Raw genomic sequence first — 15,060 nt, forward strand, 5'->3', positions numbered from 1 at the left:
CCGGCCCTCCTATAGAGCGGGCAGACCAACCCTCGCCTGGAGCCGCAATGACCGACACCCTGCCCGACCGTCTCTCCGTCGATCCGTCGAGCCCGTTCTACGACGAGGCCCTGATGCAGCGCGGCGTCGGCATCCGCTTCAATGGCGCCGAGAAGACCAATGTCGAGGAATACTGCGTCAGCGAAGGCTGGATCCGTGTGGCCGCCGGCAAGGCGAAGGACCGCCACGGCAATGCCATGACGATGAAGCTGAAAGGCCAGGTGGAGCCTTATCTGCGCGACGAGGCCGAAACAGCCGAGGCCTGATCAGCCCAGCCGGCGATATTCGTAGACGGGTTCGCCGGCCGGCAAGGCGATCTCTTCCGTCGCCTCGGCCATGACATGGTGCCGGGGCGACAGCACGCAGGCGGGATCGGTGGCCGAGGCATCGCCCGCCAGCGCCAGCGCCTGACAGCGACAGCCGCCGAAATCCACCGTCTGGCGCGGGCAGGAGCGGCAGGGCTCCTGCATCCAGTCCGTGCCGCGATAGGCGTTGAAGGCGGGCGCATCGGCCCAGATCTCGGCCAGCGAATGATCCCGCACCGACCAGAACTCCAGGCCCGGAATGGTCTGCGCGGCGTGGCAGGGCAGCACGGTGCCTGACGGCGTCACGTTGAAGGTGCGCCGCGCCCATCCGCCCATGCACGCCTTGGGATATTTCGCGTAATAATCCGGGATGACGTGGTCGATGGCGATGCGACCTGCCAGTTCCGTCTTCAGCCGCTCGATCTCGGCCACCGCCGCACGTGCGTCCTCACGCGAGGGCATCAGGGCGGAGCGGTTCCTCAGCGCCCAGCCGTAATATTGCGCGTGGGCGATCTCGACCCGGCGTGCGCCAAGCTCCATGGCCAGTTCCACCATGGCGGCGGCGTGATGCACATTGGCGCGGTGGATGACGGCGTTGACCGTAAGCGGCAGGCGCGCCGCCGTGATCCAGCCGGCGACCTCGCGCTTTCGCTCGAAGGCGCCGCGATAGCCGGCGATGCGGTCGGCACCAGCGGCATCCGCGTCCTGGATGGACAATTGCACATGGTCGAGGCCTGCCGACTTCAGCTCAAGCAGCCGCGCCTCCGTCAGCCCGACGCCGGAGGTGATCAGGTTGGTGTAGAGCCCCTCCTCTGCGCAGCGGCGCACGAGGTCCGCGAGATCGCGGCGGGCGAGCGGTTCGCCGCCGGAGAGATGCACCTGCAAGACGCCGAGCGCGGCCGCTTCCGAGAACACGCGCTGCCATGTGGCGGTGTCGAGTTCGCGGTCCCGCCCCTCCATCTCGATGGGGTTGGAGCAATAGGGACAGCCCAGTGGGCAGCGGTACGTCAGTTCCGCAAGCAGGCCGACCGGCGGCTGAAGGGCGGCGCTCATGGCTCCACCAACCCCTTGCCGATCATCTTGTCGAGAAGGGCGCGCACGTCAGCCTCGATCAAGCTGCGCTCCGCGGTGAAGGCGCCGGCAAGGTCGTCAACGACTTCGGCCAAAGTCGCATCGCCGGTGAGGCGGCGGATGATTTCCACGGCCACCGGATTGGCGTCGATGATCGTTTCCGGCGCCAGCAGCACCCAGGCGTCGCGCACCCCATCGTGGCGCAGGCGCACTCCGGGCGCCAGACGCGGGCGGCTGTCGGGGCCGAGCGCGGTCATGCCTCGGGGCTCCACGCGCCCGGCGGGCGATGGCCTTCTACGTAAGCGTGCCACAAGGCATCGAGCTGCGCCCACAGCACGTCGGTCTTGAACACAAGCGCGTCCAGCACCTTTTGCTGAAGCTCGCGCGTCGTTGCGTGCTCCCGCACATAGGCCAGCGCGAAATCGGAATCCCGCTGGGCCTGCGGCGGCCGCGCCGTGAAATAGGCAAGCGTGCGCTCGTCCACGAAATCGTAGTGCGCCAGCATTCCGGAGACCCGTTCCCCGATGACCTGCGGCGAGAACAGCTCCGTCAGGGAGGACGCGATGGCCTCCAGCAGGGACCGCTCGGCGCAGAAATGCACGTAGGCCTCCACGGCGAAGCGCGTGGCCGGCAGGATGCCCTGCGTGGAGGCCACATAGTCCCGGCTGAAGCCGAGGCTGTCGGTCAGCACCAGCCAGCGCTCTATGCCGCCATCGCCTTCGCGCTCGCCGTCATGATCAAGGATGCGCTGCCGCCACTCGCGACGCAGCGCGCTGTCCTGCATGCGCGCAAGGATGGTCGCGTCCTTGATGGGGATCTGGGACTGGTAGAAGTAGCGGTTCAGCGCCCAGGCCTGTACCTCGGCCCGCGAGCACTGGCCGTCGTGCAGCCGGTGATGGAACGGATGGAGGTTGTGGTAGCGCTCGGCGCCCACGGCCCGCAGCGCGGCTTCCAGTTCGTCCGGCGTCATCGTGGTCAAAGCTCGATCCTCATGCCGTCATGGGCCAGCTGCCAGCCGGCGACCTCCACCGCCTGGCGCTCCGGCGAGCCGTCCACCAGCGCCGGATTGCTGTTGTTGATGTGGATGAACAGCCTGCGGCCGGCATCCACATCCGCGAGCGCAGCCATGGAGCCTCCCTCGCCGCTCATCGCGAGATGACCCATGCGCGCTGCCGTCTTCTGCGAAAGACCGAGGCTGGGCATCTCGTCATCCGTGAATGTCGTGCCGTCGAACATCAGCAGGTCCGCGCCCTTGGTGCGTTTTCGGACCGCATCGGAGACGCGGGCGCAATTGGCGATGAAGACGAGCCTTTTGCCGCCGGCGGTGATCTCAAGGCCGATGACGTTTTCGCCTTCTTCGGCAAGAACAGGATCGCTGCCTTCCAGATAGAGCGGCACCTTGCCGGGTACGGTAAAAGCCTCAACCTGAAGGCCCGGCACAGCCTCAAAGACCTTACCGAACGTGAAATCCCGGCGCTCCACCAGATCGGACAGCACGTTGAACACCGTGTTGCCGTCCAGCACATCGAGCGCAGCCTTCGTCCCGTAGAGCAGGAACGGCTGCCGCTCGCGCAGTGTCAGAAGGCCCGCGATTGCATCGAGATCGCCATTCGTCAGGAGCACCGCTCCTATGGGGCTGTGGCGCAGTCCATGCCGGGGATGAAGCTCGGGCGTGCTGATGATCTGCTGCCGCAGGTCTGGCGAGGCATTCACCAGCAGCCAGCTTTCGCCATCGGCGCTGACCGCGATGCCGGCCTGGGTGCGCGGCTGGACGCGCGGGTCGCCGGCCCGGGCCAGTTGGCAGGTGGGGCAGCGGCAGTTCCACTGGGGGAAGCCGCCGCCCGCCGCGGAGCCGAGAACGATGATCTTCACGGCGTCCGCGTCACCTCTTCGGAAAAGCAGTTCAATCGATGGTGTCGATGTCCGCCGACTCGTAGCTGGTCACTTCCATGCCGCAACGGGCTTCGGTGATCTCGGGTGTGGTCCAGGTCATAAAACTCTCCTTGCACGTGAGCACTGAAGGTCCAGCGCCTACTGGCCATAGGGAAGGCTATAGGCAATTACATAGTCACCCGCTTTGGTTCCGACAGAACCATGGCCGCCGGCGACGATCACAACATATTGACGTCCGTCCTGCTCGTAGGACATCGGCGTGGCCTGTCCGCCGGCGGGCAGGCGGGCGCGCCAGATCTCGTCGCCAGTCGTGACGTCGTAGCCGCGGATGTAGTCGTCGATGGCCGCGCCGAGGAACGCCACGCCGCCGGCCGTGATCATCGGCCCGCCGATGCCCGGCACGCCAAGCTCGATGGGCAACGGAATGGGCGAGGCGTCGCGCACCGTGCCGTTCTTGTGCTTGTAGGCGATCTTGCCGGTGCGCAGGTCCACGCCCGTCACATAGCCCCATGGCGGCGCCTGGCAGGGCAGGCCGAGAGCCGACATCAGCGGACCCATATAGACGCCATAGGGCGCGCCCTCGTTGCGGTTCAGGCCCTGTTCGCTGCCCTTCTCATCGCCGCCGGGAGCCGGCACCTCGTCACGCGGCACGAGGCGCGAGGTAAAGGCCAGATAGGTCGGCATGCCGAACATGACCTGCCGCACGGGATCGACCGCCACGCTGCCCCAGTTGAAGACGCCGAAATTGCCGGGATAGACGATCGTGCCCTTCACCGAAGGCGGCGTGTAGCGGCCCAGATAATTCAGCGAATGGAACTGGATGCGGCACGCCAGCTGGTCGAACATGGTCACGCCCCACATGCTCGCGCCCGTCAGCTTCGGCGGGTTGAAGCTCAGCCCCGACAGCGGCTGCGTGGGCGAGGCGCGGTCCTCCGGGATGGTCCCGCCCGGCGCGGGCTCCTCCGTCACGGGGATGATCGGCTCGCCCGTGCGGCGGTCCAGCACATAGATGTCGCCCTGCTTGGTGGGGCCGACCAGCGCCGGAACCGGGCCGTTCGCGGTGTTGAGGTCGATCAGCACCGGCTGTGCCGGCACGTCCATGTCCCACAAATCGTGATGCACGGTCTGCCGCACCCAGCGCAACTGACCGGTGCGGATGTCGAGCGCCACGATGGACGACGAGAACCTCTCCACATTCTCCGAGCGGTTCATGCCCAGCTGGTCCGGCACCTGGTTCCCCAAGGGCACATAGAGCAGCCCCAGCGCGTCGTCGGAGCTCATGACCGACCATGAGTTCGGCGAGTTGGCCGTGTAGGTCTCGTCAGGCCCGACGGGCGTGGTGCGGTCGGGATTGCCGGAATCCCAGTTCCACACCAGAGCGCCGGTGTTGATGTCGAAGGCGCGGATCACGCCCGATGGCGACTGGATGGAGAAGTTGTCGTTCACCGCGCCGGCCACGATGATGAGGTTGCCGGAAACGGTGGGCGGCGAGGTCGAGTAGTAATAGCCGGCCGGCTTGTAGGGCATGTTGGTCAGCAGGTTCAGCGAACCGCCTTCCGCGAAGCCGGTGCAGACCTGGCCGTTTGCCGCATCCAGCGCGATGAGCCGCGCATCCGATGTCGGAAGATAAACACGCGTGGCGCAGGGCGCATCGGCCGCCGCCGCGCTGTCCTGGTAGTAGGAGACGCCACGGCAGGTCTGGTGCTGGCGCTGGTTCTCCAGCCCCACCTTCGGATCATACCGCCACTTTTCCTTGCCGCTCGTGGCGTCCAGGGCGATGGCGATGTTGTGGGGCGTGCAGAGATAGAGCGTGCTGCCGATCTTGAGGGGTGTCACCTGATAGGTGGTTTCCGTCACATCGTCGGGGCCGCGGATGTCGCCGGTCCGGTAGGTCCACGCCACGTCGAGCTTCTTGACGTTCTCCGGCGTGATCTGCGCCAGAGGTGAATAGCGCTGGCCGTAATTGGTGCGGCCGTACTGATGCCACTCGCCGTCCGGCACGCTGTTGCCGAGATTGGGCTGCGGCGTCACCGCTTCGGCGCTGAGCCGCCCCTCGATGCGGTGCGGGTCGAGGAACATGGAATAGACCGCCGCAGCCAGCGCGATGAGCACGGTTGCCGCCAGTGCGCCGGTGGCGATGCGGTCGGGAGCGCGGTCCGTGACGGAGCGCGGCCCGATCCCACGGGCAACCCACGGCGTCAACAGCCACAGGCCCAGCAGGATGACGACGCCGCCCCTCGGCGCGAGCTGCCACCAGTCGAAGCCGACTTCATAAAGCGCCCATGCGAGCGTGCCGAGGATGACCAGCCCATAGACCAGCAGCGCCGACCTCTGCCTGCGGAACAGGAGGAAAGCCGTGACGATGAAGCCCAGCCCGGCCAGCAGATAATACCAGCTGCCGCCGAGCTGGATGAGCCATCCGCCCCCGCCTGTCAGCGCCAGGCCGACGAGCAGGAATACGACACTTGTGATGACAGTGACCATCTTGCCTCCGGAAGGTTCCGCAATGGGTCCAGCTTGGTGCCTCACATGTGGCGTAAAGCGGCCGAGGCAAGCAGACGAAAGTGGACACTGATCCAAGTCATAGGTCGAATGCGCCAGCGTAAATCGGGCGTTAACGAAGATGGTGAATGAATCCTTGCAGGATCTTCATTCACGCTGAGCCAAGATGCAGCTGCCTTCGAACCGTGCCTACGCCCGCCGCGCCTGCCTGCCCGACGCAGGGCGGACGTCCGCGCCTGTGGGCCCCGCTTCAGGCCCATTTCGGCCGGCGCGCCACCGGACCGCGGTCTGGCTGGCAAGCACGGGCATCGCAGCCCTGCTGGCTACCGGCGCTGCGGCGGAGACCATCGACAGCGAAGTCACGGTGCCCGGCACCCGGCCATCCCCTTTCATCGTGGCGGGCGACCTCACCGTGGGCGCGGTGACGTCCGGCTCGCTCCAGATCGTCGACGGCGGTGATGTCGCGAACGCCAATGGCACGGTTGGCGCAGCAGCGGGCGCCACCGGCTATACCCGGGTGAACGGCGCGGGTTCGACATGGACCAACAGCGGCAGCCTCACCGTCGGCGGCAACGGCACCGGAACCGTCGATGTGGTGTCGCAGGGAGCACTCACCTCCAATGGCGCCAGCATCGGCCTCGGCGCGGGTTCGACCGGCGCCGTCACGGTGGACCGGGAGGGAACCTGGACCAATGCCGGCGCGCTGACGATCGGCGGCGCAGGCACCGGAACGCTGAACGCCACGGCCAGCGGCAAGATCAGCAGCGGATCGGTATCCGTGGGCTCCAGCGGCGGCTCAGGCACGGTCTTCGTCAAGGGGCAGAGTTCGTCCGTCAGCACGGTCGGGCCGTTCCTCGTCAATGATGGAACCGTTGCCGTCGAAGGCGGCGGCACCGTGTCCAGCGGCTCGACCGCGCTTGGCGTGGCGGCCGGCAGCGGGGCCAATGTCCGCGTGCAGGATGCCGGTTCCCGCTGGGTCAGCACGGGTGCGTTCGATGTGGCACGATCGGGCAGCGCCTCCGTGCGCGTGGAATCGGGCGGCGCCATCAGCAGCGCCTCGTCGCGCATCGCGGACGGCACGGGCTCCATCGGCTCCGTCGTCGTCACCGGCACAGGATCGACATGGACGAACACCGGCGACCTCGTCGTCGGACGCGCCGGCAACGCAGCCCTGACGGTTGAGGGCGGCGGCACGGTCAACAGCGGGGCCGGATCCATCGGCATCAGCGGCACCAGTTCCGCCAAGGTCACCGGCACGGGATCGTCGTGGACCAGCACGTCCGGCCTGTCGATCGGCAGCGGCGGCAACGGCGACCTGACCGTGGAGGCCGGCGGACAGGTCAACAACACCACCGCCGTGCTCGGCGACACCGTGGCCGGCAACGGCACCATAAGGGTAACGGGTGCCGGGGCGCGCTGGACCAGCAGCGGGACGGTCGATATCGGACGCGCCGGACAGGGCACCCTGACGGTGGACGCGGGCGGTATCGCCAGCAGCGGCGGCGCCAGGATCGGCGGATCGGCGGGTCTGGAGTCTTCGGCGGTTGTTTCCGGCACCGGATCGGAATGGCGCAACACCGGCTCGCTCGATGTCGGCGCAACGGGGCGCGGCACGCTTGCCGTCAACAATTCCGGAGGCGTGCGGACCACCGCCTTCCGCGTCGGAGCGGAAGAAGCCGGCATCGGCACCGCGAGCGTCACGGGCACAGGCTCATTTCTCGTGACCCAGCAAGACCTCGTGGTCGGCGGTGCGGGACGCGGAACCATGAGCATCACCGCAGGCGCCACAGCTACGGCCGAGACCGTCATCGTCGGACAAGCCGCGACGGGTAACGGCACCCTCATTGTCAGCGGCGTGGATTCCAGGCTGACCTCGTCGAGCGTCGTGGTGGGCGGCGCGGGGGCGGGATCCCTGACGGTGGCAGCCGGCGGCACGCTCGACACGGAACGCGTGGTCATCGCGCAGGACGCGGCGAGCACGGGAGCCCTGAACATCGGCTCGGCCTCCACGGCGCCGTCGGAAGCCGTGGCTGCTGGCACCATCACCGCGAAGCGCATCGCCTTCGGCGCGGGCGCCGGCGTGCTGAACCTGAACCATTCCGAGACCGCGCTCGACATCGATGCCGATATCTCCGGCCGTGGCACCATCCGCCAGATTGGCGGCACGACCGTGCTCAGTGGCGACAGCGAGGCCTTCACCGGCACCGCCCGGGTGACAGGCGGCACGCTCCGGGTCAACGGCACGCTGGGCGGCAGTGTCCGGGTCGATGAGGGGCGCCTGGAAGGACGCGGCACCGTCGGCAGCACCGCCGTGGACCGGGGAACGCTGGCGCCAGACGGCATCTTCACCGTGAACGGCGACCTCGCGCTCGGCGGCAACGCGACCGTCGAGATGGGTGCGGAGACCGATGGCCGCTGGCGTGACCTGATCCGCGTGACCGGAACGGCCGATCTTGGCGGAACGCTCGAGATCACGAACGCGCCGGACCGTTACCGCGCACTTACCACCATCCTCACCGCGACGCAGGTGACGGGCGAGTTCGACGAACTTGTCGCCAGCTTCCCCTTCCTCGACGCGGAACTTGCCTACACCGCCACGAGCGTCGGCCTTTCGCTCGAGCGCAACGACGTGGCGTTCGAGGATGTTGCCCGCACCCGCAACCAGCGTGAGACGGCGCGGGCGGTCGGAACCCTCGCCGTTGACGGAGAGATCTACGATCGGGTTATCGTCTTGAGCGAGGAAAGGGCGCGGCAGGCCTTCGACAACCTGTCCGGCGAGGTTCACGCAAGCGCCCTCTCCGCCGGCTTCGCGGACGCCCTCACCTATCGCGGGGCCGCTCTGGCCCGGCTTCGGTCCTTGCAGCAGGAACCGCTCGCCCCTCCCGTCCGCGGTCCGCATATTGCGCTTGGCTTCGCAGGCCCCATAGCCGATGCCCCGACCCCCTATGTCGAGGAAGAGACGGCGGACGGCGTGATGCAGACCGCGTTCGGCGTCTGGGCGCAGGCTCTCGGCTCCTGGCGCCACACCCGCTCGGACGGCAATGCGGCAGCGATGGACGCCCAAAGCGGCGGCCTGATCGCAGGCGCAGACGCAGCCGGGGAATTCTGGCAGCTCGGATTTGCCGCAGGCTACGGATACACCTCGCTCGATGTGCCCGACCGCACGTCCAGCGCCAATCTGCAAAGCGCATCGGCCACGCTTTATGGGGGCGCGCTGCTGGGGCCGGTCAATCTCCGGCTTGGCGGCAGCTACGGCTTCAATGCGGTCGACACGGACCGCCGCGTTGCGATCGGCACCTTCGAGGACACGCTGACGGCAAGTTATGACGGCTACACCGCGCAGGGCTTCGCGGAGATCGGCGTGCCACTTAATTCCGGACTTGGCACGGTCGAGCCGTTCCTCGGCGGCGCGGTGGTGCGCGTCAACGGCGGCGAGTTCGCCGAGAGCGGTGGCGCTGCCGCACTCGAAAGTGCCAAGAGCGACAACGATCTCGCGCTGGCGACCTTGGGCGTGCGCGGCGAATGGGAACTTGGCCTGCTGCCCGGCCGCTTCAACGGATCAGTCGCTTGGCAGCACGCCTTCGGCGATGTGACGCCAGAGCGCGTGCTCGCTTTCCGCGCCGGCAGCGCCGGCTTCGAAATCAACGGCGTACCCGTGGATCGGGATCAATTGCTGGTGGAGGCCGAGCTGGCATTCGAAACCGGGGCGGCATCGCGGTTCGGCGTGAGCTATATCGGCGCTATCGGACCCGAGACACAAAGTCACGGCGTCCGCGGACGCTTCGAGGCGCGGTTCTAAGTTCGGGGATGTGCGGTAGCGGACCCGTATGTTTCGGGGTTGCATTTTGTTGGAATATGCACGCTTAAGTTGCCTCTGCTCTCCAGCAACCGAGGCCGCCCGTGCCCGACCGCGTCCATCATTCCATCAAGGCGCTCTACGAGGCTGCGCTCAACCCAAGGTTGTGGCCCGACGCGCTCGCGAAGATCGCGGAGCTGTTCGAAGCCCGGTGCGCCGTCATCGGCCCGCTGGCGCGCGCGGACCGACAAAGCATGGTGCTGTCATGCGGCTGCCCTGAAGCGGCCAATTCCTGGCTGGATACCGGGTCGCTGCAAGACGGTTTCTGCGATCTGCTGGCCGCCAAGCGCTATCCCATCTTCGATGAAGAGCATCTGTGGGTCGATGAAGAATTTGCCCCAGGCAAGGCGCGTCACGTTATTGCACCCCGCATCGGCATCGCAGTCGAGACGCTTCCCAACCACACCATCGGCTTGCTGATCAGCCGGGGCCCGGAAGGTGCGCAGCAGGCGGCAGCAGATCGAAGGCTCCTGGCCATCCTGCGCGGACATCTGGAACGGGCGGTTGCGCTTGCACGTGCCCGCCTTCAGCCCGAACAGGCCTGGGACGCACTGCCCCTGATCCTCGACAGCCTGGCACCGGCCGCCGCGCTGATCGACGGACGCGGCCGGGTCGTCTGCGCGAACCTCCACCTTCGCAGGCCGGGCACCGGCCTGACCACGGAGCGCGGCGTGCTGCGCACGGAGCACCCGGAAAACCAGCAAGCGCTCGAGGCCCTGCTGCGGGAGGTGCTGGAGAGAGGTGCCGACACCTCTCCCCGCCCCGTCGTCGTTCGCCGCGAGGGCCGCCACCCCATCATGATCCATGGGTTGCCGATACTGCTCGATCCCGAACCCGATCCGCTTTGGCCGCAGGCCATGCGCCAAAGGCTTGTGGTTCTGGCCTGTGATCCGGAACTCGCACGTGGGCCATCCAATGCACTCGACCTGAAGCTTCTTGGCCTTACCAGGACGGAGGCGCGCGTGGCTTCGTTGATCGCCGAGGGGTCCTCTCCCGATGAGATCGCGGCCATTTGCAACAGCGAGGCCTCCACCGTACGGGTGCACCTGAAGCGCATCTACGCAAAGCTTCAGGTCAGCGGGCAGGCCCAGCTGGCAGTACTGCTTGCGCGCATGGGCAACCCGCTGGGTGGTGCAAGGATGCAACAGCATCCGTGAGAAGCGCGACGTTCACTAAAACAACCTCCAGATGTACCAAGCAGGAGATGCTACTAAAGTCGCAAATTGGAAAAGCTCGCAGCAGCCGGGTTCGAAAGCCCGAGCCTGATCATAGGGGGCTTTCCGATGTCCAAGAAAATGCTGCTTCTCAGCGTGCCGATGGCACTGCTGCTTACCGCCTGCAACGGCGACGACCGCAAGCCTTCGGCTGGTCTGCCGGATAACGGCCCGCGCACCGTTACCGCGACAGCGGCAAACGATGACGTCGACCAGGCGATCGCGGCTGGTACGCGGGTCCAGGCGAGCAATACGGCGACCCTGACGCGCACCCGCACGCCCGATGGTGACGGTTCGACCACCACCGTCACCCGTTCCGCACCGAAGGTCGATATCGCCATTCAGGAAGTCGCTGAGGGACCTGACGGAGCGCGCCTGACGGTCGATGGCACGACCTATGAATTGACGGAGAACGAAGAGGGGAATTTCACAAGCGCAGACGACGCCAGCACCGAGGTGGTGGCTCGCCTGGTCAACGCCCCGAACGAACAGTCAGGGCTTGTCCGGTATGACATCCGTTCCGGCACGCCTGAGAGCAATTCGCTTGCTCTCGGCTTTGCCGCCTTCGGCGCTCTGACGCCGGAAGGCCGCGTTCCCACGGGTGCAACCGAGACGGCCACCTATGAGGGCCGCACGGCGATGAGCACCTTGGACGCCGACGGCAACCGCGAGAACTACAGCGGCAGCGCCACGGTCATCGCGAATTTCGGCGCCTCTGAAGGCGACCGCTTCAATGGTTCCGAATTCGGCCTCGGTGCCGGCAATGGCCGCTTGCGTGTGCGTGAAGGGTCCGCGAGCCACTCCGGCAATGCGTTCTCGGCTTCGCTGTCGACCAGTGAGAACACCGTGTTCGGCATGAACGGCTCGGGCACCATGAACGGAAACTTCTTCGGCTTCGACGCAGAGGAGGTCGCGGGCACTCTGACGGCGACGGGCAACGGCGTTGCCGGCTCCGGCGGCTTCGCCGCGAGCAGCGTCGCTCCGTAAGCGTCCGCAACTCACCAACACCACCTTCCGGCGGCAGCGTCGCCGGAAGGTTTCCTATCCATGCCGGGGAAACTGTATGGCTCGCATCTCGGCTATCGCTGTTCTGCTCTTGTGTCTTGCCGCCGCCGCACCTGCTTTGAGCGAGGGCGCGAAGGACGCGCCGGCTCGGTCTGGCCCCAGCGTTGTAGACCTCATCGCCAAAGGGCAATACGACCTCGCGCGTGATCAGACCCGCACCATCACCGAAGGCAAGCGCGATGCCGATGTGCAGCGCCTCTTCGTCGAAGGCCTGATCTTCGTCCACAAGGGAGAAGATGAGAACGCGATCGCCGTATTCGAGCAGATCGTGCGTTTCCGTCCGGCCTTTCGCCTTGCGCGCGTGCAGATCGCACAGGCCTATGCCCGTCGAGGCAATTACGACCTCGCGCGCGCACAGCTGAGCGACCTTGCCCAGCAATCTCAGAACCCCGTCGAACGCTCGGCCTTCGCACGCTACGCCGAACTGGCCCGGCAGGCCGAAATTACCAAGCGCGGCTACGATTACTCCATCTATTTCACCATCGCGCCGTCCACGAACCTGAACCGAGGCGCGGGCGGTGACACCATCCTGCTCGGCAATCGTGAATTCGTCATAGACGAGAACAGCCGCAGCAGTTCCGGCGTGGGCGTAGCCTTCGGCGGGGCCTATACCCGGAGCTTCAAGCTGGGCCAAGGCTCGCTGAACTGGCGCTCATCGCTGGACGGCAAGCTCTACGGCAACGAAGACTACAACCTCTTCGTCTTCGGCCAGTCGCTCATGTACACCCAGAGCTTCGGCCGCACGATCATGTCCATTGGTCCCGTGGCAGATGTGAAGACTTATGGCGACGAGTACTACAACACCCGCGTCGGCGGGCGGCTGGACGTGCTGCACCAGATCAACAAGTCCTGGAGCGCGCTCGCCTCCACCTCCCTGCTGCACCAGAGCTACGGACAGGGTCGCGAACATTTGGACGGCTGGATCGGCTCGTTCGACGCCATCGCCCGCTACCAATTCAACCCGCTGACCTTCGTTGCCTTCGGCGGCGGCGTCACGCGCGAGACCACGGAAGAAGACCGGCTCGACCATACCGATCTGCGGGCCTCGATGGTGGTGGGCCACAAATTCGGCAACGGCCTCTATCTCGAAGGCAAGCCGAATTACGAATACCACATCTATGATGGTGACTTCTTTGCACCCTTCATCGGTCCCCGCGAGGATCACCGGGTGGGCGCGGCAGTCTCAACCTCGTTCGACCGCCTGTCGTGGAAGGGCTTCACGCCGGTCCTGAGCTATGAATACTCGTATCAGTTCTCGAACGTGGACTTTTACGAATACGACAGCCACGACGTCTCGCTGAACGTGCGCCGCGTCTTCTGACGCGACGGTATCAATCCAGGCCTGCGGCTTTCTTGAGCGCCGCGTTCATGCGGTCCTGCCAGCCGACGCCGTCCTTCTGAAAAAACTCCAGCACATCCTTCTCGATGCGCAGCGATACCAGTTCACGCGCGCCGGGTAACACCACGGTCTTGGCCGGGCCTTCGACGGGCTTTGTGGTGGCGGCCTTGAAGGCCGCTTCCGCGGCGCGGCGGGGATCGTTGGGGCGGTTTCTGTTGCCGATGGTCATGCTGCTCTCGTCCTGCCGTTCTACTCTGCCGCCTGGTTCAAGGCATCGCCCTCATCCGGGGCATCGGGCCGGCCGGGAGCGGTTTCCCAGTCTAGATCCGGCAATGCGACGACACGATTGCCGCGCCGATCGGTTCGCACCGCAATCAAGCCTTTTTCCTCGACATAGGCCAGAAGCCGCCGTGCACGGCCGGGTGAGCGGCTGCCGCAGGTGCGGGCAAGCTGCAGATCACCGGGACACGGCGCCTTTTCCATGGCGGCGCGCGCCAGAACGAGGAACATGCCCTGCAAATCTTCCGTCAGCTGGGCGGACAACGCCACCGCCGCGTCCCAGTCGGTACCCGCAGCCGCTTCCACAGTGACGCCGGCGCGGGCGACGGCTATCTGGCGGCGGAATTCTGCCAGGTCCATCACCGCGCCGGGGATCTTCTGGATGCGGCATCGCATCACGAAATCCTGGTAGAGCACGGCCACGGGGCGAAACGACGCCTCCGGCGTTTCCAGCACCGCAGCCAGCACGGCCTCGATGCCGGCGGCGCGTGCCGCGTGGTCGATCTCCGGCTCGTCCGGCTGCGGGGCCACGACCTCCACCGGACGTGCCTCCGCAAGCTGGCGCAGCAGATCGGCAGTAGCCGTCGGACGGGCCGAGGCGCGGGCCGGGCGCTCATGCGTCACGGGCGCGAAGATCACGTCGGCTATGTTGTCGCGCGCTTCGGCCAGCGGGATCAGCTTGGGGCTGGTGGAGCGGGCCGAGGTTTCCACGCCACCGATCTTTACGTTCAGAGGCCGGCGCGACAATGCGGGGCCGAGCGCCACGAAACTGCCACGCGGCAGATCGCGGAAGCTTTCCGCGCCGCGGCGGTCCATGCCCAACAGGTCGGCGGCGCGCGCCATGTCGATGTCGAGGAAGGTGCGGCCCATCAGGAAGTTCGAGGCTTCCGCCGCCACGTTCTTCGCGAGCTTTGCCAAGCGCTGCGTGGCGATGACGCCCGCCAGCCCGCGCTTGCGCCCGCGCGACATCAGGTTCGCCATGGCACCTAGCGAAAGCTTGCGGGCCTCGTCCGAAACGTCGCCGGCTGCAGCGGGCGCAAAGAGCTGCGCCTCATCCACCACCACGAGGACCGGGTACCAGTGATCACGCTCGGCCTCGAACAAGCCGTTCAGGAAGGTGCCGGCGGCACGCATCTGGCCTTCGGCATCGAGACCTTCGAGGTTCAGCACGACGGAGACGCGGTGCTGGCGGATGCGCCGTGCGATCTCCTCGAGTTCCTCCTCGTCGCGGTCGGCGTCCACGACCACATGGCCGTAGCGCTCGGACAGGGTGACGAAGTCGCCCTCGGGATCGATGACGACCTGCTGCACCCACTCGGCGCTCTGCTCCAGGAGACGGCGCAGCAGATGCGATTTGCCCGAGCCGGAATTGCCCTGCACCAGAAGGCGCGTGGCGAGCAGTTCCTCGAGGTCCATGGGCACGGGCGCGCCATTCGGCTGCACGCCCAGTTCGACGGCGACTTGCATTGGGTGGATGTTGCCTGACCGTTCCTTGAG

At 66.5% G+C, this 15,060-nt stretch carries 11 protein-coding genes and 1 pseudogene; 5 read left to right on the plus strand and 7 right to left on the minus strand.

What is annotated here, in order from left to right:
* Positions 1–47: 47 nt before the first annotated feature.
* Positions 48–305 carry a DUF3297 family protein gene (locus tag SCD90_RS14335; RefSeq protein ID WP_319845386.1) on the plus strand — a complete coding sequence of 86 codons (258 nt, stop codon included), beginning with the start codon at positions 48–50 and terminating at the stop codon, positions 303–305.
* Here SCD90_RS14335 and pqqE read toward each other — a convergent pair whose 3' ends face one another.
* The 5 genes and pseudogenes from pqqE to SCD90_RS14365 all read right to left on the minus strand — a co-directional run bounded on the left by pqqE (position 306) and on the right by SCD90_RS14365 (position 5,792).
* Positions 306–1,397 carry a pyrroloquinoline quinone biosynthesis protein PqqE gene (pqqE, locus tag SCD90_RS14340; RefSeq protein ID WP_319845387.1) on the minus strand — a complete coding sequence of 364 codons (1,092 nt, stop codon included), beginning with the start codon at positions 1,395–1,397 and terminating at the stop codon, positions 306–308.
* Positions 1,394–2,385 (minus strand): annotated as a pseudogene (gene pqqC / locus SCD90_RS14350) (pyrroloquinoline-quinone synthase PqqC). The gene pqqE and the pseudogene pqqC overlap by 4 nt, the downstream one beginning before the upstream one ends.
* 5 nt (positions 2,386–2,390) lie before the next feature.
* A complete protein-coding gene (gene pqqB, locus SCD90_RS14355; RefSeq protein WP_319845389.1) occupies positions 2,391–3,287 on the minus strand; it encodes a pyrroloquinoline quinone biosynthesis protein PqqB in 897 nt (298 codons plus the stop codon).
* Between the two features lie 31 nt (positions 3,288–3,318).
* Positions 3,319–3,408, minus strand: a complete 90-nt coding sequence (gene pqqA / locus SCD90_RS14360) for a pyrroloquinoline quinone precursor peptide PqqA (RefSeq protein WP_319845390.1) — start codon at positions 3,406–3,408, stop codon at positions 3,319–3,321.
* Positions 3,409–3,446: 38 nt separating this feature from the next.
* Positions 3,447–5,792 carry a glucose/quinate/shikimate family membrane-bound PQQ-dependent dehydrogenase gene (locus tag SCD90_RS14365; protein ID WP_319845391.1) on the minus strand — a complete coding sequence of 782 codons (2,346 nt, stop codon included), beginning with the start codon at positions 5,790–5,792 and terminating at the stop codon, positions 3,447–3,449.
* A 184-nt stretch (positions 5,793–5,976) separates the two neighbouring features.
* Between SCD90_RS14365 and SCD90_RS14370 the strand changes: the two genes are divergently transcribed.
* The 4 genes from SCD90_RS14370 (at position 5,977) to SCD90_RS14385 (ending at position 13,266) form a co-directional block, all read left to right on the plus strand.
* The gene (locus SCD90_RS14370) at positions 5,977–9,609 is read left to right on the plus strand and encodes an autotransporter domain-containing protein (RefSeq protein WP_319845392.1); all 3,633 of its coding nucleotides are present in this window, start codon (positions 5,977–5,979) and stop codon (positions 9,607–9,609) included.
* A gap of 101 nt (positions 9,610–9,710) precedes the next feature.
* Positions 9,711–10,823, plus strand: a complete 1,113-nt coding sequence (locus tag SCD90_RS14375; RefSeq protein ID WP_319845394.1) for a helix-turn-helix transcriptional regulator — start codon at positions 9,711–9,713, stop codon at positions 10,821–10,823.
* Between the two features lie 126 nt (positions 10,824–10,949).
* Positions 10,950–11,867 carry a HupA family protein gene (locus tag SCD90_RS14380; protein WP_319845395.1) on the plus strand — a complete coding sequence of 306 codons (918 nt, stop codon included), beginning with the start codon at positions 10,950–10,952 and terminating at the stop codon, positions 11,865–11,867.
* A 76-nt stretch (positions 11,868–11,943) separates the two neighbouring features.
* Entirely contained in the window at positions 11,944–13,266 is a 1,323-nt protein-coding gene (locus SCD90_RS14385; RefSeq protein ID WP_319845396.1) for a surface lipoprotein assembly modifier, read from the plus strand.
* A gap of 10 nt (positions 13,267–13,276) precedes the next feature.
* Here the strand turns inward: SCD90_RS14385 and SCD90_RS14390 are convergent, their stop codons facing one another.
* Positions 13,277–13,513, minus strand: a complete 237-nt coding sequence (locus SCD90_RS14390) for a BrnA antitoxin family protein (RefSeq protein ID WP_319845397.1) — start codon at positions 13,511–13,513, stop codon at positions 13,277–13,279.
* Positions 13,514–13,533: 20 nt separating this feature from the next.
* A complete protein-coding gene (locus SCD90_RS14395; protein WP_319845398.1) occupies positions 13,534–15,030 on the minus strand; it encodes an ATP-binding protein in 1,497 nt (498 codons plus the stop codon).
* Between the last annotated feature and the right edge of the window lie 30 nt (positions 15,031–15,060).

Source organism: Terrihabitans rhizophilus (assembly GCF_033898525.1).
Lineage (GTDB): Bacteria > Pseudomonadota > Alphaproteobacteria > Rhizobiales > Methylopilaceae > Flaviflagellibacter > Flaviflagellibacter rhizophilus.